Here is a 25,892-nt window from a genome sequence, read left to right as displayed (position 1 = left end):
TGTATTGATTTATTTTTAATTTAAAATGAGGAAGTTATCAACATTTTGAGATACTGTTACATTTTGGTAAAATAAATTTTATAACAATTCCATTTGAAAATGTTATTTTTCCTATTTTTGAATTCAAATAATTACAAACCCATTACCATGAACTTTGATAGAAAAGAGTTAAGCAATCCTCAACTTATAGATTTGTATAAAAAACTTTTAAAACCAAGAATGATTGAAGAAAAGATGCTCATTCTTTTGCGTCAGGGTAAGGTTTCTAAATGGTTTTCAGGAATTGGTCAAGAAGCAATTTCTGTTGGAATTACTGCGGTTTTAGACAAAGACGAATATATTTTACCGATGCACCGTAACTTAGGTGTTTTTACAACTAGAGAAATTCCTTTGCATCGTTTGTTTTCACAATGGCAAGGAAAAAAGACAGGTTTTACTAAAGGTAGAGACAGAAGTTTTCATTTTGGTACACAAGAATTTAAGATTGTAGGAATGATTTCTCATTTAGGTCCTCAAATGGGAGTTGCAGACGGAATCGCTTTAGCTAATAAATTGAAGCAAAATGGTAAGATTACAGCTGTTTTTACGGGTGAAGGTGCTACTTCAGAAGGAGATTTTCATGAAGCATTAAATATAGCTTCCGTTTGGGATTTACCAGTTTTATTTGTGATTGAAAATAATGGATATGGACTTTCGACACCTACAAATGAACAATATCGTTGTGAAAATTTAGCAGATAAAGGAGTAGGTTATGGAATGGAAAGTCATGTTATAGATGGGAATAATATTTTAGATGTTTTTCATAAAATTACTGAATTGAAAGCATCTATGATTGAAAATCCGAGACCCGTTTTACTGGAATTTAAAACCTTCAGAATGCGAGGTCATGAAGAGGCGAGTGGAACTAAATATGTACCTCAAGAATTAATGGATCTATGGGCAGAAAAAGATCCGATTGCTAATTTTAAAGATTATTTATTTAGGACTTTTGTTATGAATGAAGAGGATGATGTTTTAATTAAAGAGCGCATTAAAGCAGAAATTGATCAGCATTGGGCAAAAACACAGTTAGAACCTGAAGTAGAAGCCAATTTAGAAGAAGAATTAAATGATATGTACGAGCCCTATGAGCACGAACAATTCTTCCATTCTGATGTAACCGAAAATATTAGAGTTATTGATGCCATTTCAAGTGCTTTAAAATTATCCATGGAAAAACATGAGAATTTAGTAATCATGGGACAAGATATTGCTGAATATGGAGGTGCTTTTAAAATTACAGAAGGTTTTGTAGCCGAATTTGGTAAGGATAGAGTTCGAAATACACCAATTTGCGAAAGTGCTATCGTTTCTGCTGCAAACGGATTGTCAATCAATGGATATAAAGCGATTGTGGAAATGCAATTTGCGGATTTTGTTTCTACAGGATTTAACCCGATTGTAAATTTATTAGCAAAGCAACATTATCGTTGGAACGAAAAAGCGGATGTTGTAGTGAGAATGCCTTGTGGTGGTGGAACTCAAGCGGGTCCTTTTCATTCACAAACCAATGAAGCTTGGTTTGCCAAAACGCCAGGATTAAAAGTAGTTTATCCAGCCTTTCCATATGATGCAAAAGGACTTTTAAATACAGCCATTAATGACCCAAATCCTGTTTTATATTTTGAACACAAGCAATTGTATAGAAGTATATATCAAGATGTTCCAGTAGATTATTACACCATTCCTTTTGGAAAAGCTGCTGTATTAAAAGAAGGTAATGAAGTAACTATTATTTCCTTCGGTGCTGGAGTACATTGGGCTTTAGAAACCTTATCAAATAATACTGATATTTCAGCAGATTTAATAGATTTAAGATCGTTACAACCGTTAGATGTAGAAACGATTTTCAATTCCGTGAAGAAAACGGGTCGTGTTATTATTTTACAAGAAGACACACTATTTGGTGGTATTTCAAGCGATATTTCCGCTTTGATTATGGAAAATTGTTTTGAATATTTAGATGCCCCTGTGAAAAGAGTAGGTAGTATTGAAACGGCTATTCCATTTGTAAAAGCATTAGAAGATCAATATTTACCTAAAAATCGATTTGAAGCGGAATTAAAAAAAATAATGCAATATTAAGATAATAAAAAAGGGAACAATCAGTTCCCTTTTTTATTGTATGATGGCATTCCAAATCACTTCATTTGGAGTGGGAGCTACAAAAACTAAATTTTCTTTGGTTACCGGATGCATAATCTCCAATTTTCTAGCATGCAAATGAATGCCTCCATCTGAATTACTTCTGTCAAAACCATATTTCAAATCTCCTTTTATTGGGCAACCTATAGCTGTTAATTGGGCTCTAATTTGATGATGTCTTCCTGTATGTAATAGAATTTCTAGGCCAAAATAATTGTCCAATTTTTTAAATAGGCGATATTCTAGACTCGCTTTTTTACTATCCGGGACTTCTTTTGTATGCGCTTTTGAAGTGTTGTTTTTGGGATTTCTTTTTAGAAAATGAACTAAGGTGTCGTTAGATTTTGGTGGGGAATTTTTTACGACTGCCCAATAGATTTTTTTAGTTTCTCTATTTTTAAAACTTTCATTTAAACGGGTTAAAGCTTTTGATGTTTTGGCAAAAACAACGATACCGGTTGTAGGTCTATCCAAACGATGAATAACGCCCAAAAAAACTTCTCTAGGTTTATTGTATTTTTCTTTAAGATATTCTTTTACAACATCTGAAAGAGGTTTGTCTCCCGTTTTATCACCTTGCACAATATCTCCAGCACGCTTATTTATCACAATGATATGATTGTCTTCGTGAAGAATTTGAAGGTTATCTTTTGTGGATATTGTTTTCATTTCTGAAAATTAGATAGTTAGATACTTGGATCGTTTAATTATTTTGAAATTAATGTTGAGCGAAATTTCGAAGTCATTTTTACTATTTGATCTAAATTATTTATTAAAACTTCAAGTCTATCTTGATCTATATAACCTAAATCAAAAGCAATTAATAATTGAGTTTCCATTTCATAAGCAGAGCCAATAGCAATTTCTAAAAATCTTGAAAAATCTTTATTACTAGTTCTTGAACAACCTTCAGCTATATTTGAAGGAAGTGATACAGAAGCTCTTCTTAGTTGATTTGATAATCCAAATTTTTCGTTATCAGGGAAATTTGCTGTAATAGAATAAATTTCAGTAGAAAGCTTTCTACTTAATTTCCAAATTTCCAAATCTTTAAATCGATGCATATAATTATTTTTTAGGTAATCTAAAGATCTAATAATCAAAAAAATCTCTTAATACTGCTCGGTTTCATTTGGAAAATCAACAGCCTTAACATCAGTAACATATTGACTAATTGCTGTAGTCATATCTTCATACAAATTCATGTATCTTCTTAAAAATCTTGGGCTGAATTCATGTGTCATTCCAATCATATCATGTAACACTAAGACTTGACCGTCTACACCATTTCCAGCTCCAATACCAATTACAGGAATGGAAACACTTTTAGCTACTTTTTCAGCTAAAGCTGCGGGTATTTTTTCTAAGACAATGGCAAAACAACCTATACGCTCTAACATTTTAGCGTCTTCCATTAGTTTTTCAGCTTCCGCATCTTCTTTTGCTCTAACCGTATAGGTTCCAAATTTATAAATGGATTGTGGAGTTAAACCTAAATGGCCCATAACAGGAATCCCAGCATGTAAAATTCGTTTTATAGAATCTTTAATTTCACTTCCCCCTTCTAATTTAACGGCATGTCCACCACTTTCCTTCATAATTCGTATGGCTGAACGTAAGGCTTCTTTAGGATCAGATTGATAACTACCAAATGGTAAATCTACAACGACTAAAGCTCTTTGTACAGCTCTAATGACAGAAGAAGCATGATAAATCATTTGATCTAAGGTAATTGGTAACGTGGTTTCATGCCCAGCCATTACATTACTTGCCGAATCACCCACTAAAATTACATCAACACCAGATGAATCCACAATTTTAGCCATAGTGTAATCATAGGCTGTTAGCATGGAGATTTTTTCTCCATTTTCTTTCATCTCGATTAATGTTTTTGTGGTAATTCTTTTGTAATCTTTTTTGGCTACTGACATAATATTATAGTATAGTTTGAGAAACTCTCGTTTTTAAAATCAAAATTCTTTGTAAAATTAAGATATTCTTAGAAATTGTAACTATTTTTAGTAAAAAACTACTAATAGTAATCTAATAAAATTAAAATGAAAAAATACGTACTGTATATTTTTATACTCTCTTCATCTATTTTATGGGCTCAAGAAGTGAGTCCAAAAAATACAATAATTGATTTTTTCAATGCTTTTCATAGAAAAGATTCTGTAGGTCTACAAAAAGTTTGTCATGAAAAAATTATTATGCAGACAATTGGGTCAAAAAAGGAGGGTGATAAATTAATTACTGAAAAATATGCTGATTTTATAAAATCTATATGTAATATACCTAATACTATGAAATTTGAAGAAAGGATTTTAGAATATCAGGTTAAAATAGACGGAGAGTTAGCACATGTATGGACTCCTTATGAATTTTATATTAATAATGTTTTAAGTCATAAAGGAGTGAACTCTTTTACATTGTTAAATCAGAATAAAGCATGGGTAATTATACATGTAATTGATACCAGAAATAAAGATTAGCAATAATTCATTACTTCAACAGAAAATAATTTACCAACTTTAAACTCCAAAATTAGAGTAGCGTATTCTAAAGCGAAAGTATATCTATTTGGTGATTCAATTGAAGCATCGATATATTGGCCAAAATTTGAAAGGAAATCTCTTTCAGTAGTTTCTTTTGTTAGAATTGTATTTTTGTTTAATTTGAATTTTGTATTATTATCTAAATAAATTTTACTAATTTCAATTTTATTATTTTTTTTATCTACTGAAACGTTCATGTTTGAATAGTAATGAAACAGATTATTTAAGTATATACCACAATCATCCTCAATTTCTGCAATTTTTAATGGGTTATTGTAGTTTTTTTCTAATTCTAAATAAGTGGCATGAAATTTATTTACATTCAAGTTTTTAATAATGAAATCACTTTTTTTTGTTATTTCTAATATTTCATTTAATGGGCGTTGATTTGATAATCCGTTAGCTAGTAAAATATAATTTTTAGTTTTTTCTATTAATTCAGAATCGCCAATTTGTTTTACAACTTCATAGTAAATAGTATAAGCTTTGCTTAAATGCTTATATCCCGTATTCCACGCTAATTCGACAATGCGTTCAGATATTGTTTTTCGTTCTTGAATATTGGTAAATTCAATTTTATTAAATAGTGTATATAGATTATTTAAATCAGGTCTATTTCCAATAAACTTTCTTAATGTAAATTTATCATTATCTACACATACCCACTTTTCATCATTAATAGGAATATAAGAAACTGATATAGGCATTCCCGTCGAAGTAATTTTAATAATTTTCGAATTTGAATTCGGTTCACTTCTTAATTTTAACCCTGCAACTAAAACGAATAAATGATTTCCACCATGATAAGAATCATTTCCTTTAATTATAGGATTTTCATTATCTGTTTTTATGATGTCATTAGCATTTAATACCGTTTTAATATCTTTTTTTTCTACAAATCCTTCATCATTATTATCTGCCTTAATTTTTACCCAACCTGAATAATTGTCATCGATAACTTGTATTGAAGCTCCATATTTAAAATATCCATGAAAATTAGAGTTAAGTGATGGCTTTTCATAAAGTCGGGTATCATTTACAATCCAATATTTTTTTTGACTATATGATGAAAAGGATAAAATAAGAATAAGATATGCGAGTATATTTTTCATTATTAACAATCAGCTAAATTGACACCTATGGCTAAACCCCCTTCTGAAGTTTCTTTGTATTTCGTATTCATATCTTTTGCAGTTTCCCACATCGTATTTACTACTTTGTCTAAAGGAACTTTAGCATTTTTTGCATCTGTTTCTAATGCTAGTTCAGCAGCATTAATAGCTTTTATAGCTCCCATGGTGTTTCTTTCAATACAAGGAATCTGAACTAATCCACCAATAGGGTCACAAGTTAATCCTAAATGATGTTCCATTGCTATTTCAGCAGCCATCATTACTTGTTCTGGACTACCTCCCATTACTTCGCACAATCCGGCAGCAGCCATAGCACTGGAGACACCTATTTCTGCTTGACAACCACCCATTGCAGCAGAGATTGTAGCTCCTTTTTTAAATATGCTACCTATTTCTCCTGCTGTCATTAAAAATTGTTTGATTTGTTCTTCATTGGCTTGATGGTTTTCAATAACTAAATAATACATTAAAACGGCAGGTATTACTCCAGCACTTCCATTTGTAGGAGCAGTTACGACCCTACCTAGGGATGCATTTACTTCATTTACAGCTAACGCAAAACAACTTACCCATTTTAAAATTTGCCTGAATTTTACTTCAGTTTGTCTAATGATTTGCATCCAAGAATAAGGACTATCATAAGGAAGTACACCAATTAGATTTTTATGCATATCATAGGCCCTACGTCTTACATTTAATCCACCAGGTAAAATGCCTTCGGAGTGACAACCTATATACATACATTCGAGCATGGTATCCCATATGCGCATCAATTCATTATGAATTTCAGTTTCATTACGCATAGATTTTTCATTCTCATAAACAATTTCCCAAACTTTTTTGTTTTGTGTTTGACAATATGCTAACAATTCAGATGCTTTATCTATTGGAAATGGGAAAGCACATTTTATTTCTTCTTTTATACCTGAATTAATTCTTTCTTCAACAACGACAAATCCTCCTCCTATTGAATAATAAGTGTTTTCATATTCGTGATTGCTTGAGTAAGCTGTAAATTTTATACCATTTGCATGAAAGGGTAAAAATTCTCTATTAAAAACAATATCTGCTTCAAGATGAAAAGGGATAATTATTTCATTTCCTAAAAATATTTCCTTTTTATTTTTGATAGCTGTAATAATTACATCGATACTTTCAACAGGAATATATTCTGGATCAGCTCCACTTAAGCCTAACATTACAGCTAAATCAGTAGCATGACCTTTACCCGTTAAAGACAATGAACCATATAAATCTACTTTGATACGGTTTATAGAATTTAGTAATTCTTTTTCTTTAAGTTCCTTAATAAATCTCTCGGCAGCTCTCCAAGGGCCTAGAGTATGTGAACTTGAAGGACCAACACCAATCTTTAACATATCGAAAACAGAAATACACTCCATAATTTTTTTTGATACAAATATAAATTAGAAAATTAAATCTTGATTACTATTTATCAATTCTTGATAAGTTAAATTTTTTTTATTAATATCTTTTTTTGTTAAAATTTTATTTTTTTTTTAGAAAAAACATCGATAAAAGTTTTATTTTTTAGTTATATTGCATATGATGTAAAGAATTAACGTTTTAGGTAGATTTAATGTAATTTTAATATTAAAATAATATTTAATATTGTGCCATTAATAACCTTAACTATTTTAAAATGAAAACAAATTTCAGAAATGCATCTCTATTTTTAGGAGCTTTAGCATTATCTACTATGCTATCATGTAGTAAAGATGAAGAAACTACTCTTGATTCTCAAGACGAAGTTTTATCTGTAGTGGATCAACAACCAAACAGCAGAGAAGGAGACTGCGGTTATGTTGATGGTAATTGGAGTTCTACAGCAAGTCTTTATACCAGTTTACCTAATAGTGGAAGTACTGTAAATTCGAGTCTAATTACTTCTCAAAACAGTGCTATTGCATCCTTTTGGGGTAGATCAGCTCCTACATTTCGTTATGTAAGAGATTTATCTAATCCAAGCTCTACTTTTAATGCTATTTCTTATAGCAATGGGAAAATTTATTTTGGAGAAGCAATTTATAAATGGGCTTATAACAGAGATACTTCTAACTTAATCAATGTAATGATTCTAGCTCATGAGTATGGACATCAATTGCAATATGCTTACGGATTACCATCAAGACAAGAAAGTACAGCTAGAGCTGCAGAATTAGAAGCAGATGGTTTTGCTGGATACTATTTAAGAAGAGGATATGGTAAATCTACTTTTGCATCTATAGCAACTGCTTATGACGCAGCGTATGCTATTGGAGATTATTCTACAACTAGTGCTGGTCACCACGGTACGCCTCCACAAAGAAAATCTGCAGTACGTTTAGGATTTTTATTAGCAGACCCAGGAAATTCTAAATTATCAGCTTCAAGTTTTGATTATAATTTCTTCTATTATTATAATGGAGTATTAAATGGGACTTATAGAATGGCTAAACCTGAAGGTGTAACAGATGAGTTCCATAATTTTATGATGTCACATATGGAAGAATTAGGAAGAATATCTAGAGGAGAGATGTCTGACGAAGAATATATCAATTTAAGATAATCTAAACTAGCAAAATAGTCAAAGGGTTGCCATTAGGTAACCCTTTTTTTTATGTCAATATGTCATTTTAAAAATAGTTTAATGACAAAAATATGACAAATTAAGATTTAATTACTATTGGCATAATCATTGACTATATGCTATCAAGTTTTAAAGATTATTATAAAAAACACACAATAAATTAAGATTAGATTATGAGTAAAATTATTGGAATTGATTTAGGAACAACAAATTCATGCGTTGCAGTTATGGAAGGTGGAGAGCCTGTAGTAATTGCTAATGCTGAAGGGAAAAGAACAACTCCTTCCGTAATTGCATTTGTAGAAGGAGGAGAGATTAAAGTAGGTGATCCTGCAAAAAGACAAGCAGTAACCAATCCAACGAAAACAATTGCTTCTATTAAACGTTTTATGGGTAATAAATATTCAGAAAGCGCTAAAGAAGCTTCAACTGTTGCTTACAAAGTAGTTAAAGGTGATAATGATACACCGAGAGTAGATATTGATGGTAGATTATATACGCCACAAGAACTTTCTGCTATGACACTTCAAAAGATGAAGAAAACTGCTGAGGATTATTTAGGAACTACAGTTAGCAAAGCAGTAATTACAGTTCCTGCTTATTTTAATGATGCGCAACGTCAAGCTACTAAAGAAGCAGGTCAAATTGCAGGTCTTGAAGTAATGCGTATTATTAATGAACCTACGGCTGCAGCTTTAGCTTATGGTTTAGATAAACAAGGAAAAGATCAAAAAATTGCTGTTTATGATTTAGGAGGTGGTACTTTCGATATTTCAATCTTAGAATTAGGAGATGGTGTATTTGAAGTATTATCTACAAATGGAGATACACACTTAGGAGGAGATGATTTTGACCAAGTAATCATTGATTGGTTAGCTAATGAATTCAATACTGCTGAAGGAATTGATTTACGTAAAGACCCAATGGCTTTGCAACGTTTAAAAGAAGCTGCTGAGAAAGCTAAAATTGAATTATCATCTTCAACACAAACAGAAGTTAATTTACCTTATGTAACGGCAACAGCTACTGGTCCAAAGCACTTGGTACAAACATTAACTAGAGCAAAATTTGAACAATTAGCAGAAAGCCTTGTTAAGCGTTCTATGGAACCTGTGGCTAAAGCGTTAAAAGATGCTGGTTTATCTACTTCCGATATTGATGAAGTAATTTTAGTAGGTGGTTCTACACGTATACCAGTTATTCAAGAGCAAGTAGAAAAATTCTTTGGTAAAAAGCCTTCAAAAGGAGTAAATCCAGACGAAGTAGTTGCAATTGGTGCTGCTATTCAAGGAGGTGTATTATCTGGTGATGTAAAAGATGTTTTATTATTAGATGTTACTCCATTATCATTAGGAATTGAAACTATGGGAGGAGTATTAACTAAATTAATTGAAGCGAATACTACAATTCCAACTAAGAAGTCACAAGTTTTCTCAACAGCTGCAGATAACCAACCATCGGTAGAAATCCATGTTTTACAAGGAGAAAGACCAATGGCTCAAGATAATAAAACAATCGGTAGATTCCATTTAGATGGTATTCCACCAGCAGCAAGAGGTATTCCTCAAATTGAAGTTACTTTTGATATTGATGCAAATGGAATTATTAAAGTTTCAGCTACTGACAAAGGAACGGGTAAATCACATGATATTCGTATCGAAGCGTCTTCAGGATTAACTCCAGAAGAAATTGAAAAAATGAAGAAAGATGCTGAAATGAATGCAGAAGCAGACAGACAAGCTAAAGAAAAAGCAGATAAATTAAACGAAGCTGATTCTATGATTTTCCAAACTGAAAAGCAATTAGCTGAATTTGGTGAAAAATTATCTGAAGGTAATAAATCAACTATTCAAGGAGCTTTAGAAGAATTGAAAGCAGCATATGAATCTAAAGATGTGGCTACAATTACTCCAGCTTTAGAAAGAATAAATGAAGCTTGGAAAAATGCTTCTGAAGAAATGTACAAAGCGCAAGCTGAAGGTGGGGCTCAAGAAGCACAACCTCAAGCGGAAGCTACTTCAGGCGATCAAACACAAGACGTTGATTTTGAAGAAGTAAAATAATATTTCTTAATATAAGTAAAAACCCGAGTTAAAGCTCGGGTTTTTTATTTTATTATAGAGATGGATGTTACTTTGGTTCTAAAGCAACATCAATTTTAGATAATACATCTTGTAAATGAAATTTACTTAGTCTATCGGTTGTAATAGCTAATGCATTTCTAATGTCTCTTTTTAATTCTAATAATTGTCCTCTAGCAATAGAAGGAATGTCGGTTTCATTGTATTTAATAGTTCTTCTATTTAATGTTCTAGCTGTCTGCTTACCCTCAATATCTAATGCAATAACGATTTCATTTACAAACATTTTTTGTAAATTTCTTCTATAAATATCAATTGCTGTACCCGTTTTTAATTCAGAAAAAATCCCTTTTCTTAAATCACTCATTAATTCATCTACAGAATAATTTTCTTTGCTTAAAGAAGAAGTTTCAATTAAACGTACTAATCTATCACCTGATAATAAACTTGACAAAGTGTTATTTTGTAATGATTTTATAGCTTCGACTCCATTATCTGGATTTATTTTTGAGAGAATCTTTTGATCTAAAATCCATGTAGGAGTTCTAAATAAATTTTGATTTAAAAAGGTTACAGCATCATTTTGAATAGAACTTGGTACTACTTCATATTGTGGTCCTTCCATGTCATAGGTTTTTGGTGTTTCATAAATACCTCCTACGTTTTTAGTTACATGTCCCATATAGCGTCTAAATTGTCCCACTAATGAGCCATATAAATCTTCTAATTCTGAGTAATCCTCACCATCTTCCTTACTCCATTCTATTAGATTAGGCAAAATTTTCTTCAAATTTTTTATTCCATAATCTGAAGCTTTCATAGCATTGTCTCCTAAATCTTCCGTTTGATACCTTGGGTCATATGGGCTAGTTTCCGTTCCAAACCATAAACGACGATTATTATAAGCATCTTTAGTCATTGTATTTAATAAAGCTTTTTCTTGTGCTTCATTTTTTGCATCTTTAAAATAAGAATACCCCCATTTTATTGCCCATTTGTCATAATCACCTATTCTTGGGAATAAATCGGTAATGTTGTCTTCTGGTTGTGCTACATAATTAAAACGAGCATAGTCCATAATGGAAGATGTATGTCCGTTTTTTTCGATAAATTCTTTGTTGCGCAGCATTTCTACTGGTGTAGCATTACTAGCACCCATATTGTGACGTAAACCTAAAGTATGTCCTACTTCATGAGAAGATACAAAGCGAATCAATTCTCCCATTAATTTATCATCGAAATTTTTATTTCGAGCTCGAGGATCAACAGCAGCAGTTTGGACTAAATACCAGTCTCTTAGCAAACTCATGACATTATGATACCAGCCAATATGACTTTCTAAAATTTCTCCAGTTCTTGGGTCATGTACATTAGGGCCATAAGCATTAGGTATATCTGCTGCAAAATAACGTAAAACTGAAAAACGCGCATCTTCCAGGCTCATGGTTGGGTCATTTTCAGGCCAGTATTCTCCACGAATTGCATTTTTCCAACCTGCAAATTCAAAGGCTTCTTTCCAATCATCTATACCTTGTTTAATGTAAGGTTTCCATTTATCAGGCGTAGCCGGATCAATATAATAGACAATAGGTTTTTTAGGTTCTATTAGCTCTCCATTTTTTTGTTTTTGTGCATCTTCTTCATTTTTTGGTTCTAATCTCCATCTTACTGCGAATACTTCTTGATCAGCTTTTAGAGATTCTTCTTTAAAAACATCATAATGATTAGCAAAATAGCCCACACGCTTATCAAAAGCTCTTTTTCGCATAGGCTTTTCTGGAAGTAATAGCATAGATGTGTTTAGTTCTAATGTAACTACTCCAGCATCTAAACCAGATGGCAAATCTACACCAATTTTTGGAGTAGGAGTTCTAGATATTCTAGGTTGTTCTGTTGTGAAAGTTTTTACACTTCTAATTTCAGTATTAATAGGAAAACTTTTAATATCTTGTATAAAAGATTTATCTTTTTGGAACGATTGAATGCTTAACAATTGTTTGTTAATCGGACTTAATGAAAATGTTTGAACATCTGCATCAAAAGTACTATTCATATCAATTACATAAGCAATATTTTCTTTACCTGCTACATCTTTTTTATAAGCTAAAATGTCATAATTTCCAATTATTGGATCTGAACTAGAATTTTTAACAGCTCTAGCAATAGGTTTGTCTTCATCAGGAGACATAATTACATAAGTAATGGAACGTAAAAGGATATTATCATTTAATCCTTTCTCAAATTTTACTACTTGTCTGTTAATTTCTTCTCCACCAAAAATTCCACCTCCTGCAGGAGTTTTTGAATATCGAGTAATGGTCATAATTTCTTTCCCTATTAAGGAATCAGAAATTTCAAAAAGAAATTTTTTATCTACTTTATGTATATCGATAAGTCCTTTTTGAGTTACAGCAGAAGAATCAATAACTTTGTTATAAGGCTTTGGGCCTTTTTTTTCTTCTGTTTTTTTTGCTAGAGCAGTAGTGTTTGCTTTAGCATCTTTTTTTTTGTTTTTTTTTTGTGCATAACCTTCAACTCCAAATAGAAGTAGTGCACAAGTTGCAAATAATGTTATTTTTTTTAACATAAATAAAAAATGGGTTAGATGGGTTTTGTTTTGTTCAAAAATATTTGAAAAAACTGGATTTATTTAGATAATCATAAATTATTACATTTTTTTAACATTTACCATTTTTTCATTACAAAAAAGAAGTATTTTGTGTTTTCTTTATTTTATATAATGTTTTTTGTACTTTGGTAAACTTAAATGTAATAAATTTTTATTTTTTAAGTTTATTACTATTATTTAGAATAGATATTTAATAAAACTTTTAATTAAAAAGAATATGAAAAAAATATTTTTGATTGCTATACTACTTATTTCAGCCATTTCTTTTTCTCAAAAGAAAAAGACAACTTCAAAAAAGAGTAATAATAAAACAGTCTTAGCTAAAGTTGATAATGTTACTGCCGAAATGATTTCGATTAAGAATCAGAAGCAAATTGTTTTATTTGTTTCTAATGGAAGTGTACAAGATACCATAAAAGTAAAGACTACAGATAATTCCAATTTTTCTCCTTTAAATTTTAAAATTACACCTTTTACAACAAACAATCTTAAATTCTATTATTTACATTGGGAAGAAAATAATTCTACAAATACAAAATTGAAGAAAGAAGATCAAAGTATTATTGAATCACAAATATGGAATGTAGAAAAAAAAGAATTATTATTAGGAAATATACAAAAGAATAGTCACATAGTAGAAACGGTTTTCTTGGATAAAAATAAAACAGCTTCTGAAACCCAAGAAAGAAACAGAAAAGAAGGTTTTGAATTTAATTTGTTACCTAATGGTGATTTTACTTTAAAAAATAAAACTCAAAACGATACTTATGTATATAATACAACTACAAATAAGTATGAAATTAAAAGAGGTACTAGTACAAAGACATCTACTACACGTAAAAAAAGATAATTACTTTTCCCAAATAGTATGCATGCATACTATTTGGGAAAATTTTACTATATTTGAATAAAAATACAGTAAAATGGAAAAACCAAATTTAACCTCTATATTAGGTATCAAACATCCTATAATCATGGCCCCGATGTTTTTAGTATCCAATACTAAAATGGTGATTGAAGGAATGAAAAGCGGTGTTGCAGGTTGTATACCAGCATTAAATTATAGAACTTTAGAAGAATTAAGAGCTTCAATTAAAGAATTAAAAGCTGCAAAAATTGAAGGTGGTAGTTTTGGTTATAACCTAATTGTAAATAAATCTAACGTAAAATATAAAGAACAACTTCGTGTTTTATGCGAAGAAGGAGTAGATTTTATCATCACTTCTTTAGGTAGTCCAGAAGAAACTATTAGAGAAGCACATAAGGTTGGAATAAAAGTTTTTTGCGATGTTACCGACTTAAATTTTGCTAAAAAAGTGGAAAGTTTACAAGCCGATGCTTTAATTGCCGTAAACAATCAAGCGGGTGGGCATAGAGGTAATATTAATCCGGAAGAATTAATAAAACAATTAAATGAAGGCACCTCTTTACCTGTTATTTCTGCTGGTGGTGTGGGTAGCAAAGATGAGCTAGATACCATGTTACGTTATGGTGCTATTGGTGTATCTGTGGGAAGTCCTTTTATAGCATCAATTGAAGCAGGTGTTTCTGATGAGTACAAACAAGCATGTGTAGATTACGGAGAAAAAGACATTGTTATGACTGAAAGAATATCTGGAACGCCTTGTACTGTTATTAATACACCTTACGTTCAGAAAGTTGGAACCAAACAAAGTTGGTTAGAACGTATTTTAAATAAGAACAAGTCGCTAAAAAAATGGGTGAAAATGGTTCGCTTTTATATTGGAATGAAAGCAACTGAAAAAGCAGCTAAACAAGTAACTTATAAGACAGTTTGGGTGGCTGGACCAAGTATAGAGCATACTAAAGCTATTTTGCCAGTAAAAGAGATCGTTACACATCTGACAGTATAATGTTATGTATGACAGTATATTCCAATTTTTAAATCGGTTTTTTAAAAAAGCAACCTTATTTAAAACGATGTTTAATGTTTCTCCAATGTACAGGAGAAGTTGTGGAAGAATTACTCATGTTTCTGATGACTTGCATATCGTAAAGATAAAGATTAAATTATCATATAAGAATAAAAATTATGTTGGTTCCATGTTTGGAGGAAGTTTGTTTGCTGCAACTGATCCCATTTACATGATTCAATTAATGCAAATTTTAGGAAAGGATTATGTGGTTTGGGATAAAACTACTGAGATTAAATTTAAAAGGCCAGCTTATCAAAATGCTTTTGCCACTTTTAATTTTACTTCAGATGAAATTCATCAAATCAAAAAGGATGTAAAAAAAGAAAATGAAATAAATTGTGTTAAACAATTACATATTACCGATAAAAAAGGGAAAATTTTTACAGAAGTAAATAAAACAATTTATATAAGTTCTAAAGCCTATTATAAAGAGAAAAAAGCTAAAATGACATCTTAAAGAGATGTTTTTAAGTCCAACTATAATTCAAAAAGCAAAAATAAATTAACATTATTTTTGCTTTTTACATTTAAAAACCAACTACTTTTACTTCACTAATTGCAATGATGAAATTATATTTTAGATATATTATATTTTTATTTTTGATACCATTTTTGATTAACAAAAGTGATATTAATACAATATATCATGTTCAAAAATGTAATACAGAAAAGAGCAGCTTAGTTCAAGAAAATACTGCTAAAAATAATACGGCTACAAAAATTGAATTCGAAACTCAATTTTTTGAGAATTTAGATATCATTTCTAAGAGTTTTAAGAACTATAAACCCTTTTCAAATTATTATTCTATACCTTTAAGATATTTAGAAAAACTCTTATCCTTTACATTAAATATCAAGAAGAAAATATTGAATTCTAATTTTCTTTATTTTCAAAAGTTTCACATTGCATACCCTTTTCATAGTTTTTGGTAATTATTTTTTTTAAGACTTAAAGAAGAATAATTAACAAAAATAAAATATATAATGGATACATTTGGTAGTCTTATGGGAATAATATTCTTTGTAATAATATTTATTCCTATTCTAATAATAAATAATAGATTAAATAAAAAAAGAAAACGTTTATTAGCAAAATTAAATAGTTTTGCTCAAGAAGAAAATAAAAGTATTATTGAATTTGACACTTGGACAGATGATTCAATAATAGGAATTAGTACAGACAAAGAGTTTATTTTTTTTATCAGAAATAAAAATGATTATAATGAAAAAATAAAAATTCCTACAAATCAAATAAAAGATTGTTATACTAATTTAAAAAAAGCTAGTTTAAAAATGACAGATAGTTTAGAAGTCGTTTTTGAATTAAAAGAGCATAAAGAAAAAGTTGTACTACAATTTTTTAAAGCAGATTCAAAGGATTTTATCATGGGAGAAGAAATGAGAATAGCTAAAAAGTGGATTGATAAAGTTACTGATTATTTGCCCAAAATAAAACCGTTATTATATTCTGTATAAAAAATGGTGTGTTCGAAAAGTGTTTATACAATTAGTTAAAATAACTTATATAATACTACTTTTCGAACACATTTTATCGAAAAAAATTTCCAATTCTATGAAAGATTCTGCCGAAGAAGCTTCTTTTAATAAAAGCACCACCTGCAACTACAATTACTTCATCCTCGATTCTCCTGTTTTCTTCTAAAATAATTTTATATTCTTTTATGTTTTGAAAAACTATTTCTTCGTAAGTCTTGTAACCAATATAATTAACTACTAAGGTGTCACCAGATTTCGCTTTTATTGAAAAGTTGCCATTAAAATCTGAAGTTGTGTAATTTTGTGTTCCCTTTACATTTATTGTAGCACCAGCTAAAGGTCCTTCCGTATCATAAACTGACCCTACAAACATTATTTCTTGTTTTAAAGTAGGAGAGATTTTATTAAAGTTAACTTTCGTATCCGTTTGAACCATTTTAACAGGTTCACCTTGAGAAAAAACCTCTTGTGTACCCCAACTTAAAAATCCAGTTAAGGTTGCTAAAGCCAACCATTTCTTTCTTTTTTGATTGGGTTTTTCAATCGTTCGATCTAATTGACTTTTCAAAAAACGGCCACATAAATTGTCATTACCATCAATAGCAGCGATGATTTGAGTATCTGTAGCGTTTGTAAAATCGTGTACTTTTTTCTGACAACTAGAACAAAATCGCCCTTTTTCCACTTTTGCCATGGCATGCCAATTTTCATGACAAGGAGAGGGGACATTTATTCTAATTTTAGTTGCCATTGTAATTAATTTATTCTAAGACAATTTCAAATGTTTTATCCCAATTTTTTCCTGTTAAGAAAACGGTTTTTGTTTTTGGGTTATAAGCAATACCATTTAGAACATCTATATCAGGATGTTGAGTGACTTTTGTTTTTAAATTACTTAAATCTAGAATACCTTCAACAGCACCATTCTTTGGATTTATTACTGCTATAGCATCTCGTCCATATACATTGGCCCATATTTTGCCTTCAATCCATTCTAATTCATTTAAAGATTCAATTTTAGCTTTCTTGGTGTAAACATTAATATAGTCAACTTCTTGAAGCGTTTCTGGATCTAAAACATATATTTTTTCACTGCCTTCGCTCATGTACAGTTTTGTGCCATCATTAGTTAAACCCCAACCTTGCATTTGTTTAAAATACTTGAATGTTTTAATTTTTTCTAAATTATCAGCATTATATACATATCCTTCATTATTCAACCATGTTAATTGGTATACTTTGTTGTTTAAAATAGTAATTCCTTCTCCAAAATATTCTTGTGCAAGAGGAACTATTTTATATACTTCGCCTGTCTTATAATTGGTTTTACGTAAACTAGAAATACCTCTAGTTCCTGTTCCTTTTCCTTCTCCATTACCAGTACCTTCAAAAAGGGTATCTCTATAGAATTCAAAACCTTGCGTGTAAGCTTTACTATCATGAGGATACGTATTTACAATTTTATACTTTAATGGTTTGGGATCAATATTTGAAGCCACCATAAAATTGGCATCGACTTCATGTGAATTACCATTTGCGTACACCATTGCTTTTATACTTTGATATCCTAATTTTTGATTAGCTAATTCAAATTTTAATGTGTTGTTATTTTTTGTTGAACCAATTTTTGCCCCATTTATGGTATAAATAACAGAATCAATAGTCTCATTTTTTTCATTTTTTATTATTAAATCAACTTGTTCATCAAGCTGATAAACCTGTTTTAGTGAAGAAGTATCAATAGAAAATAAATTTTTTTCAATATTTTTATCATTACCGCATGAATGGATAAAAATGCTTAATAGTATGAAAGCGAAAGGCTTAAGATTCATCATTGGAGTAAAATTTTATTAGTACAATATACAACGATTTTTTAAAGTTACAATTGTCCTTGCAAAAATATAAAATGTTTGTATATTTGCACCGGCAAGTCCTACACGACCAGCTCCTGCAGACTCCCCCAGGGTGGGAACGCAGCAAGGGTATGTGGTTGTAGCGGTGCGATGTAGGTCGCTTGCCATTTTTTTATTTATATTCTTTTTGCTTATCTATAGTCTCCTTAAAGGAGATTTTTTATTTTTATACCAATTCTTTTGCTTATGAAATTAGATTGGCAAGTAATTCGATTCCAATTGAAAGAGACTTTTACTATCAGTTATGGTGCTTATAGTTACCGTGAAGCGTTAATTGTTTCATTAAACAAGAATGGAGTTATTGGTTATGGAGAGTGTACTGCAATAGATTACTATGGGATTAAAATTGACGATTTAGTAAAAGAATTAAGACAAATTCAATGCAAAATAGAAACCTATAAAATGGAGCATCCCGTTACATTTTATGAATTATTGAAAAAAAATAATTTATCTTCTTTTTTAACTTCAGCTTTAGATTGCGCTTATTGGGATTTATTTGGGAAACTTGAAAATAAAAATTTTTTAAATCTTAATAGCATATCCTATTCGACACTTCCAGAATCATCATTCACCATAAGTATTGCTCCAATTGAGAAACAAATTGAGAAAATTAATGTCTTAAATTGGCAAAAATTTAAAGTAAAGTGTAATAAGTGTAATCTTGATTCTATTCGAACACTTTTAAATACGAAAAAAGAAATTGCTTTAGACGCTAATGGTAGTTTTTCAATTGAAGATTGCAAACTATTAGAAGATACTTCACTTGCTGAAAGATTGCATTATATTGAACAACCTATGCCAGTTGGTTATTCCAATTATGTACAATTAAATGCCTCAAAAAAAGTGAATTGGATGGCCGATGAAGATTGTCAAGGAAAAGAAAGTTTATTTAATTTAAAATCACATTATAAGACAATTAATATTAAATTGGTTAAAGTCGGTGGATTAACACCTGCATTAGAATTAATTAAAGAAGCAAAAGCAAATAATTTCAAAATTATGATTGGATGTATGACGGAAAGTACTGTTGGTATTTCGGCTGGTGCTGTCTTAAGTCCTTTTGCAGATTATGTAGATTTAGATGGAGCAAATTTAATTGCTAACGATTTAGCAATTGGAACAACTATTCAAAATGGTAAAATTCTACTATCTGAAAAACCAGGTTTAGGAATTTATTTGAAATAGCTTTAAATAACTTCTTAAAAGTTTTAATTTAGCATTTTAAATATAAAAAATGAGCAAAGTTATTTTTATTACAGGAGCATCTTCGGGAATTGGTAAAGCCATTGGAGAATATTTATTAGATAAAGGATTTATTATATATGGTACGAGTAGGAATCCTCAAAATGTTTCAAATTCAAGAATACCACTATTAGCTTTAGATGTAAGAAACGTTGAAAGTATTCATCAAGCAGTTGCAGAATTAATTGCCAAAGAAGGCAGGATAGATGTGCTGATTAATAATGCTGGTGTAGGTATTACTGGACCACTAGAAGAAATTCCAAGTGATGAAATAAAAAATAATTTTGAAACCAATTTGTTTGGACCAATAGAAGTAATGAAAGCGGTTTTACCACAAATGCGCGAGCAAAAAAAAGGATTAATTATCAATATAACTTCTATAGCTGGGTATATGGGATTGCCTTTTAGAGGGGTTTATTCGGCATCTAAAGGTGCTTTGGAACTCGTTACTGAAGCCATGAATATGGAAGTACAATCTTTTGGAATTCGAATTACAAATGTAGCTCCTGGTGATTTTGCTACCAATATTGCAGCAAGAAGATATCATGCACCTGTTATAAAAGGATCTGCTTATGAAAAGACCTATGGGATGACATTAGAAATGATGAACGAACATGTTGATTCAGGCAGTGATCCTAAAGAAATGGCTGAAGTAGTTTTAAAAATTATAAATACTAAAAAACCAAGAATTCATTATAAAGTAGGAGCTTTTATGCAAAAGTTTTCTATTGTTTTAAAGAGAATATTACCAGATACTGTTTATGAACGTTTATTAATGAATCATTATAAGTTGTAGTATTTTATTTCTAAATCTCAACAAATAAATTGTAATTTTGCATTTTTAAAACAACACACTTAGTATATAAAACAAAAAAGTATGAAATTTTTTATTGACACAGCTAACTTAGACCAAATTAAAGAAGCACAAGCGTTAGGGATTTTAGATGGAGTAACAACAAATCCATCATTAATGGCAAAAGAGGGAATTACAGGAAAAAACAATATCTTAAAGCACTATGTTGATATTTGTAATGTAGTAGATGGTGATGTAAGTGCAGAAGTAAATGCTGTAGATTATGATGGTATGATTAAAGAAGGTGAAGAATTAGCAGATTTACATGAGCAAATCGTTGTGAAATTACCGATGACAAAAGAAGGAATCAAAGCATGTAAATATTTTTCTGATAAAGGAATAAAAACGAATGTAACTTTAATTTTTTCTGCAGGACAAGCTTTGTTAGCAGCTAAAGCTGGTGCGACTTATTGCTCTCCATTTTTAGGAAGATTAGACGATGTATCTACAGATGGTTTGAATTTAATTGAAGAAATTCGTCAAATTTATGACAACTATGGTTTTGAAACACAAATTTTAGCAGCTTCTGTACGTCATACTATGCACGTAGTTAACTGTGCTAAAATTGGAGCTGATGTAATGACAGGACCATTGTCATCTATATTAGGATTGTTAAAACACCCTTTGACAGACATTGGTTTAGCTCAGTTTATTGCTGATTTTGAAAAAGGAAATAAATAATTATTTTAGAATTATATTTAACTAAAAAGAGCGGTTTTCTATGAAAACCGCTCTTTTATATTTTATGAAAAATTTATAATTATAAATTCTTTTCAAAATGTGCATCAAATAAATTGACAAAAGCATTTTTGATTGTTCCATCTGGGTTTAATATAATGGTTCTATGTCTTTTACGTAATCGATTACGAAAATAAATATATGATTACAACAGATTTTAGATATGCAACTCATCCTGAAGATGCAAGAAAGTATGATACAAATGAAATAAGAAAACATTTTTTAATTGAGAATTTATTTCAACCTGAGGAAATCCGTTTAACTTATTCTATGTATGATAGGTATATCGTAGGAGGAATAATGCCTGTAACTGAAGATTTACAATTACAAACTTTACCTTATTTAAAATCTGAAAACTTTTTAGATAGAAGAGAATTAGGTATAATCAACGTAGGAGGAAAAGGTAAAGTTACGGTAGATGGGGAAGTATACGAATTAAATAAAAAAGAAGCTTTATATATAGGATCAGGTGCCGTTTCTGTTTTGTTTTCAAGTAGTGATAAAAATCCTGCTTTATTTTACATTAATTCTGCTCCCGCTCACAAACATTTTCCAACTAAAAAAGTAACTAAAGAAAATGCAGAGGTTGTGCATTTAGGTGATGAAAAATATGCCAATAAAAGAATCATCAATAAATTAATTGTGAATAGTGTAGTGGAAACTTGTCAATTGCAAATGGGTTTAACGGAACTTTTATCTGGTAATGTTTGGAATACCATGCCAGCACATACTCACAATAGAAGGATGGAAGCCTATTTTTATTTTGATTTAGAAGAAGGACAAACAATTTCGCATTTCATGGGTGAACCAGAGCATACAAGACATATTTTTTTACAAAATAATCAAGCTGTATTGTCTCCTGAATGGTCTATTCATTCAGGTTGTGGTACTTCAAATTATTCCTTTATATGGGGAATGGCGGGAGAAAATTTAGATTATGGAGATATGGATATTGTTGCACCTAACCAATTAAAATAAAATGAAATTATTTAGCCTAAAAGGAAAGAGAGCTTTAATAACAGGAGGAACACATGGCTTAGGTATGGCTATGGCTGAAGGTCTCGCTAATGCTGGTGCAGAATTAGTTATTACTGGAACAACTCCTTCAAAAATGGAAGAAGCTTTAAATTATTATAGAGGTAAAGGATTTACCGCTTCTGGTTATTTGTTTGATGTTACCAATGAATTGGATGCAGCTAAATACTTTTCTATTATAACTAAAGAATTAGGAGACATACACATATTAGTAAATAATGCTGGAATTATCAAAAGAGAATTAGCAGTTACTATGCCTGTATCCGATTTTAGAAAAGTAATTGATGTGGATTTAGTAGGTCCTTTCATAATGTCTCAACTAGTAGCGAAACAGATGATTGAAAGAAGAGAAGGAAAAATTATTAATATTTGTTCCATGATGAGTGAACTAGGTCGCAATACGGTTTCAGCTTATGCAGCAGCAAAAGGTGGCTTGAAAATGTTAACAAAAAATTTGGCTACTGAATGGGCAAAATACAATATCCAAGTGAATGGAATTGGACCAGGTTATTTTGCTACCTCACAAACTGAACCTATTCGTGTTGATGGTCATCCTTTTAATGATTTTATAATTAACAGAACACCTGCAGCTCGATGGGGTAATCCTGATGATTTAGCTGGAACTGTTATCTTTTTAGCCTCTAATGCTAGTGACTTTGTAAATGGTCAAATTGTATATGTAGACGGTGGTATTTTGGCTACCATTGGTAAACCTTCTAACGAAGAATAATTTTATAAAAATGAGTACACACTTTATACACGATAATTTTCTACTAGAAAATAAATATGCGGAAGAGTTATATCATAACTATTCTAAAAACCAACCGATTATAGATTATCACAATCATTTATCTCCTCAATTAATTGCAGAGGATCATGTTTTTGAAAATATAACTAAAGTTTGGATCAATGGCGATCATTATAAATGGAGAGCCATGCGTACTTTAGGTATTAAGGAGCAATTTATAACGGGTAATGCTTCTGATAGAGAGAAGTTTCAACAATGGGGGAAAACAGTTCCTTATACCATGCGAAATCCTTTGTATCATTGGACACATTTAGAATTAGCGAGATATTTTAATATTAATGAATTATTAAATGAAAAATCGGCTAATCGAATTTTTGATGAAGCGACTGAAAAAATCTTAAATAAGGAATTCAGTACACAAAACTTATTGCGCAAAGTAAATGCAGAGTTTGTTTGTACTACAGAAGACCCAATTGATAACTTAAATTATCATAAGCAATTAGCAAAAAGTAATTTTGAAATAAAAGTCAGTACTGCTTTTAGGCCTGATAAAGCTATTTTAATATCTAATGAGGGTTATAATGATTACTTAGATACTTTGGCTACAGTGTCAGGAATAGAAATTAATTCGTACACCAACTTATGTGAAGCGCTTCTAAAAAGAATGAATTATTTTAATGAAAATGGCTGTAGACTTTCAGATCATGGTTTAGAACATATTTATTTTGAAAATTTTACAGAAGCTGAAATTGATGCTATCTTTAAAAGAAAGCGTCAAAATGGAGTTTTAAATCAGGACGAAATTTTAAAGTTTCAAAGTGCTATTTTATTATTTCTTTCAGAATCCTATCATGAATTAGGTTGGGTTCAGCAATTTCATTTAGGGGCTTTACGAAATAATAATGCACGTATGCACCGCATTTTAGGACCAGATACAGGTTGGGATTCTATCGGAGATTATCCACAGGCTCAAAAATTATCTACTTTTTTAAATGCTTTAGATAGTAAAGATAAATTAACCAAAACCATAATCTATAATTTAAATCCAGCTGATAATGAAGTCATGGCAACGATGATTGGTAACTTTAATGATGGAAGTGTTAAAGGCAAAGTACAATTTGGATCAGGATGGTGGTTTTTGGATCAAAAAGACGGAATGACTAAACAATTGAATGCCTTATCAAATATGGGATTAATTAGTTGTTTTATAGGAATGTTAACCGATTCTAGAAGTTTCTTATCTTTTCCAAGACATGAATATTTTAGAAGAATTTTATGTAACCTTTTAGGAGATGAAATTCAAAGAGGTGAATTGCCAAATGAAATGGAATGGATAGGTAAAATGGTTGCAGATATTAGTTATTTTAACGCTAAAGAATATTTTAATTTTCAATAAAATATGTTTTCAGAGAGTAAAAATTATAATTGGGAAAAAATTGATGACAATTTACAAAGAGCTATAGTTGGATACGATAATTCTTTAATGTTAACAATTGTTCGTTTTAAAAAAGGTGGAATTGGATATTTACATCATCATTTTCATTCTCAAGCAGCTTACATTGCTTCAGGTACTTTTGAAGTACAAATAGAAGAAGTAAAAAAAATATTACATACTGGGGATTCTTTTTTTATTCCATCTAATCAAAAACATGGAGTTATCTGTTTAGAAGAGGGTGTATTAATAGAATCGTTTAGTCCATCAAGAGAAGACTTTTTAAAATAAGTGGGTTATGAATAATGTTGTTACTTTTGGTGAAATCATGTTGCGTTTGTCAACTGAAAGGCATTTGCGATTCAGCCAATCGAAAAGTTTTGCTGCATCTTATGGTGGTGGTGAATTCAATGTTGCTGTTTCGTTAGCGAATTATGGTGTTGAGGCAGAGTTTGTAACGCGCATACCAGACAATGAAATTGGACATTGTGCCTTAAAAGAAATGCGTAAAATGAATGTTACTTCTGAAAATGTTCTTTTTGGAGGTGATCGATTAGGTATTTATTTTTTAGAGACTGGAGCAGGTAATAGAGGCAGTAATGTGGTTTATGATAGAGCTAATAGTGCAATTGCAACGATACAACCTGGAACTTTTGATTGGGAAAAAATTCTAACAGGAAAAACATGGTTTCATTGGAGTGGTATTACTCCCGCAATTTCACAAAATGCAGCTGATGAATGTTTGTTAGCTATTAAAACGGCTCATAAATTAGGTCTAACCATTTCATGTGACTTAAATTATCGCTCTAAACTATGGAAATATGGTAAAACTCCTGCTGATATTATGCCTGAATTACTTCAGTATTGTCATGTTATTTTAGGAGATATAGATACGGCTTATTTTATGCTAGGAAAAGAAAAAGTGGCTCCTAATTACACAGATGAAAATGTATTACCTAGTTTGTATGAAAAGCTTTTTGATCATTGCACAAATTTAAAAATAGCTGCTACCACCTTACGATATTCCATTAACGCATCTCATCAAAAAATTGGAGGTATTTTATATGACGGAAAAAAAATTTATAAAGCAGCGGTTAAAGAAGTTACACCAGTTGTCGATAGAGTAGGTACGGGTGATGCTTTTATGGGAGGATTAATTTATGGGTTATTGAATCCATCCTTTGAGAATCAAAAGACATTAGAATTTGCAGTCGCTGCCTGCTGTTTAAAACATACAATTGTAGGGGATTATAATTTAGCTACTTTAGAAGAAATTGAGCATATTATTGAAGGAGATGGTTCTGCAAAAGTATCTCGTTAAATAG

24 protein-coding genes and 1 other RNA gene are annotated in these 25,892 nt (G+C 30.5%); 17 read left to right on the top strand and 8 right to left on the bottom strand.

Features of this window, described 5'->3' with window-relative positions:
* Window positions 1-147: 147 nt before the first annotated feature.
* The gene (locus HALO113_RS01480; RefSeq protein WP_159777338.1) at window positions 148-2,124 is read left to right on the top strand and encodes a thiamine pyrophosphate-dependent enzyme; all 1,977 of its coding nucleotides are present in this window, start codon (window positions 148-150) and stop codon (window positions 2,122-2,124) included.
* Window positions 2,125-2,157: 33 nt separating this feature from the next.
* On the opposite strand, the gene HALO113_RS01475 is transcribed toward HALO113_RS01480, so the two are convergent.
* The 3 genes from HALO113_RS01475 to panB are packed head-to-tail and all read right to left on the bottom strand — an operon-like array spanning window position 2,158 to window position 4,115.
* Window positions 2,158-2,853: an RluA family pseudouridine synthase gene (locus tag HALO113_RS01475; RefSeq protein ID WP_159777337.1), complete on the bottom strand. Its 696-nt coding sequence runs from the start codon at window positions 2,851-2,853 to the stop codon at window positions 2,158-2,160.
* Window positions 2,854-2,891: 38 nt separating this feature from the next.
* Window positions 2,892-3,248, bottom strand: coding sequence for a four helix bundle protein (locus HALO113_RS01470; RefSeq protein ID WP_159777336.1), 357 nt, complete (start codon window positions 3,246-3,248; stop codon window positions 2,892-2,894).
* Between the two features lie 48 nt (window positions 3,249-3,296).
* Window positions 3,297-4,115, bottom strand: coding sequence for a 3-methyl-2-oxobutanoate hydroxymethyltransferase (panB, locus tag HALO113_RS01465; protein WP_159777335.1), 819 nt, complete (start codon window positions 4,113-4,115; stop codon window positions 3,297-3,299).
* Window positions 4,116-4,241: 126 nt separating this feature from the next.
* Between panB and HALO113_RS01460 the strand changes: the two genes are divergently transcribed.
* Entirely contained in the window at window positions 4,242-4,676 is a 435-nt protein-coding gene (locus HALO113_RS01460; protein ID WP_159777334.1) for a nuclear transport factor 2 family protein, read from the top strand.
* Here HALO113_RS01460 and HALO113_RS01455 read toward each other — a convergent pair.
* Both HALO113_RS01455 and HALO113_RS01450 read right to left on the bottom strand, forming a co-directional pair.
* A complete protein-coding gene (locus HALO113_RS01455; protein ID WP_159777333.1) occupies window positions 4,673-5,851 on the bottom strand; it encodes an SH3 domain-containing protein in 1,179 nt (392 codons plus the stop codon). The genes HALO113_RS01460 and HALO113_RS01455 overlap by 4 nt on opposite strands.
* 2 nt (window positions 5,852-5,853) lie before the next feature.
* Window positions 5,854-7,275, bottom strand: a complete 1,422-nt coding sequence (locus HALO113_RS01450; protein ID WP_201297545.1) for an L-serine ammonia-lyase — start codon at window positions 7,273-7,275, stop codon at window positions 5,854-5,856.
* A 260-nt stretch (window positions 7,276-7,535) separates the two neighbouring features.
* On the opposite strand from HALO113_RS01450, the gene HALO113_RS01445 reads away from it, so the two are divergent.
* Together HALO113_RS01445 and dnaK are read left to right on the top strand one after the other, a co-directional pair.
* Complete coding sequence (locus tag HALO113_RS01445; RefSeq protein ID WP_159777332.1) at window positions 7,536-8,441, top strand: metalloprotease; 906 nt, start codon at window positions 7,536-7,538, stop codon at window positions 8,439-8,441.
* Window positions 8,442-8,635: 194 nt separating this feature from the next.
* The gene (gene dnaK, locus HALO113_RS01440) at window positions 8,636-10,525 is read left to right on the top strand and encodes a molecular chaperone DnaK (protein WP_159777331.1); all 1,890 of its coding nucleotides are present in this window, start codon (window positions 8,636-8,638) and stop codon (window positions 10,523-10,525) included.
* Window positions 10,526-10,592: 67 nt separating this feature from the next.
* Here dnaK and HALO113_RS01435 read toward each other — a convergent pair whose 3' ends face one another.
* Complete coding sequence (locus tag HALO113_RS01435) at window positions 10,593-13,130, bottom strand: zinc-dependent metalloprotease (RefSeq protein ID WP_159777330.1); 2,538 nt, start codon at window positions 13,128-13,130, stop codon at window positions 10,593-10,595.
* A gap of 259 nt (window positions 13,131-13,389) precedes the next feature.
* Between HALO113_RS01435 and HALO113_RS01430 the strand changes: the two genes are divergently transcribed.
* The 4 genes from HALO113_RS01430 (at window position 13,390) to HALO113_RS01415 (ending at window position 16,585) form a co-directional block, all read left to right on the top strand.
* Window positions 13,390-14,022 (top strand): hypothetical protein, encoded by a 633-nt coding sequence (locus HALO113_RS01430; protein WP_159777329.1) that lies wholly within the window; start codon window positions 13,390-13,392, stop codon window positions 14,020-14,022.
* Window positions 14,023-14,095: 73 nt separating this feature from the next.
* Window positions 14,096-15,046 carry a nitronate monooxygenase family protein gene (locus tag HALO113_RS01425; protein WP_159777328.1) on the top strand — a complete coding sequence of 317 codons (951 nt, stop codon included), beginning with the start codon at window positions 14,096-14,098 and terminating at the stop codon, window positions 15,044-15,046.
* A 4-nt stretch (window positions 15,047-15,050) separates the two neighbouring features.
* Window positions 15,051-15,566 carry a DUF4442 domain-containing protein gene (locus HALO113_RS01420; protein ID WP_159777327.1) on the top strand — a complete coding sequence of 172 codons (516 nt, stop codon included), beginning with the start codon at window positions 15,051-15,053 and terminating at the stop codon, window positions 15,564-15,566.
* Window positions 15,567-16,093: 527 nt separating this feature from the next.
* A complete protein-coding gene (locus tag HALO113_RS01415; protein WP_159777326.1) occupies window positions 16,094-16,585 on the top strand; it encodes a hypothetical protein in 492 nt (163 codons plus the stop codon).
* A gap of 73 nt (window positions 16,586-16,658) precedes the next feature.
* On the opposite strand, the gene HALO113_RS01410 is transcribed toward HALO113_RS01415, so the two are convergent.
* Window positions 16,659-17,357 carry a carboxypeptidase-like regulatory domain-containing protein gene (locus HALO113_RS01410; RefSeq protein WP_159777325.1) on the bottom strand — a complete coding sequence of 233 codons (699 nt, stop codon included), beginning with the start codon at window positions 17,355-17,357 and terminating at the stop codon, window positions 16,659-16,661.
* 10 nt (window positions 17,358-17,367) lie between these two features.
* The gene (locus HALO113_RS01405) at window positions 17,368-18,441 is read right to left on the bottom strand and encodes a glutaminyl-peptide cyclotransferase (protein WP_159777324.1); all 1,074 of its coding nucleotides are present in this window, start codon (window positions 18,439-18,441) and stop codon (window positions 17,368-17,370) included.
* A gap of 89 nt (window positions 18,442-18,530) precedes the next feature.
* On the opposite strand from HALO113_RS01405, the gene ffs reads away from it, so the two are divergent.
* From ffs to HALO113_RS01360, 9 genes are all read left to right on the top strand, one after another.
* An RNA gene (gene ffs, locus HALO113_RS01400) (signal recognition particle sRNA small type) lies at window positions 18,531-18,629 on the top strand.
* Between the two features lie 76 nt (window positions 18,630-18,705).
* Window positions 18,706-19,704: an enolase C-terminal domain-like protein gene (locus HALO113_RS01395; protein WP_159777323.1), complete on the top strand. Its 999-nt coding sequence runs from the start codon at window positions 18,706-18,708 to the stop codon at window positions 19,702-19,704.
* 49 nt (window positions 19,705-19,753) lie between these two features.
* Window positions 19,754-20,557, top strand: a complete 804-nt coding sequence (locus HALO113_RS01390) for an SDR family oxidoreductase (protein WP_159777322.1) — start codon at window positions 19,754-19,756, stop codon at window positions 20,555-20,557.
* An 81-nt stretch (window positions 20,558-20,638) separates the two neighbouring features.
* The gene (gene fsa / locus HALO113_RS01385) at window positions 20,639-21,295 is read left to right on the top strand and encodes a fructose-6-phosphate aldolase (protein ID WP_159777321.1); all 657 of its coding nucleotides are present in this window, start codon (window positions 20,639-20,641) and stop codon (window positions 21,293-21,295) included.
* A gap of 198 nt (window positions 21,296-21,493) precedes the next feature.
* Entirely contained in the window at window positions 21,494-22,330 is an 837-nt protein-coding gene (gene kduI / locus HALO113_RS01380) for a 5-dehydro-4-deoxy-D-glucuronate isomerase (RefSeq protein WP_159777320.1), read from the top strand.
* A 1-nt stretch (window position 22,331) separates the two neighbouring features.
* On the top strand, window positions 22,332-23,117 hold the full coding sequence (locus tag HALO113_RS01375; protein WP_159777319.1) for a gluconate 5-dehydrogenase: 786 nt from the start codon (window positions 22,332-22,334) through the stop codon (window positions 23,115-23,117).
* A gap of 10 nt (window positions 23,118-23,127) precedes the next feature.
* Window positions 23,128-24,531, top strand: a complete 1,404-nt coding sequence (gene uxaC, locus HALO113_RS01370; RefSeq protein ID WP_159777318.1) for a glucuronate isomerase — start codon at window positions 23,128-23,130, stop codon at window positions 24,529-24,531.
* Window positions 24,532-24,534: 3 nt separating this feature from the next.
* On the top strand, window positions 24,535-24,858 hold the full coding sequence (locus tag HALO113_RS01365; protein WP_159777317.1) for a cupin domain-containing protein: 324 nt from the start codon (window positions 24,535-24,537) through the stop codon (window positions 24,856-24,858).
* A 7-nt stretch (window positions 24,859-24,865) separates the two neighbouring features.
* Window positions 24,866-25,888, top strand: coding sequence for a sugar kinase (locus HALO113_RS01360; RefSeq protein ID WP_159777316.1), 1,023 nt, complete (start codon window positions 24,866-24,868; stop codon window positions 25,886-25,888).
* Window positions 25,889-25,892: the final 4 nt, after the last annotated feature.

The sequence above is a fragment of the Flavobacterium sp. 9AF genome (genome assembly GCF_902506265.1).
Taxonomy (GTDB): Bacteria; Bacteroidota; Bacteroidia; order Flavobacteriales; family Flavobacteriaceae; genus Flavobacterium.
The sequence above is the reverse complement of the archived record's forward strand: the minus strand, read 5'-3'. Positions and strand labels throughout refer to the sequence as shown.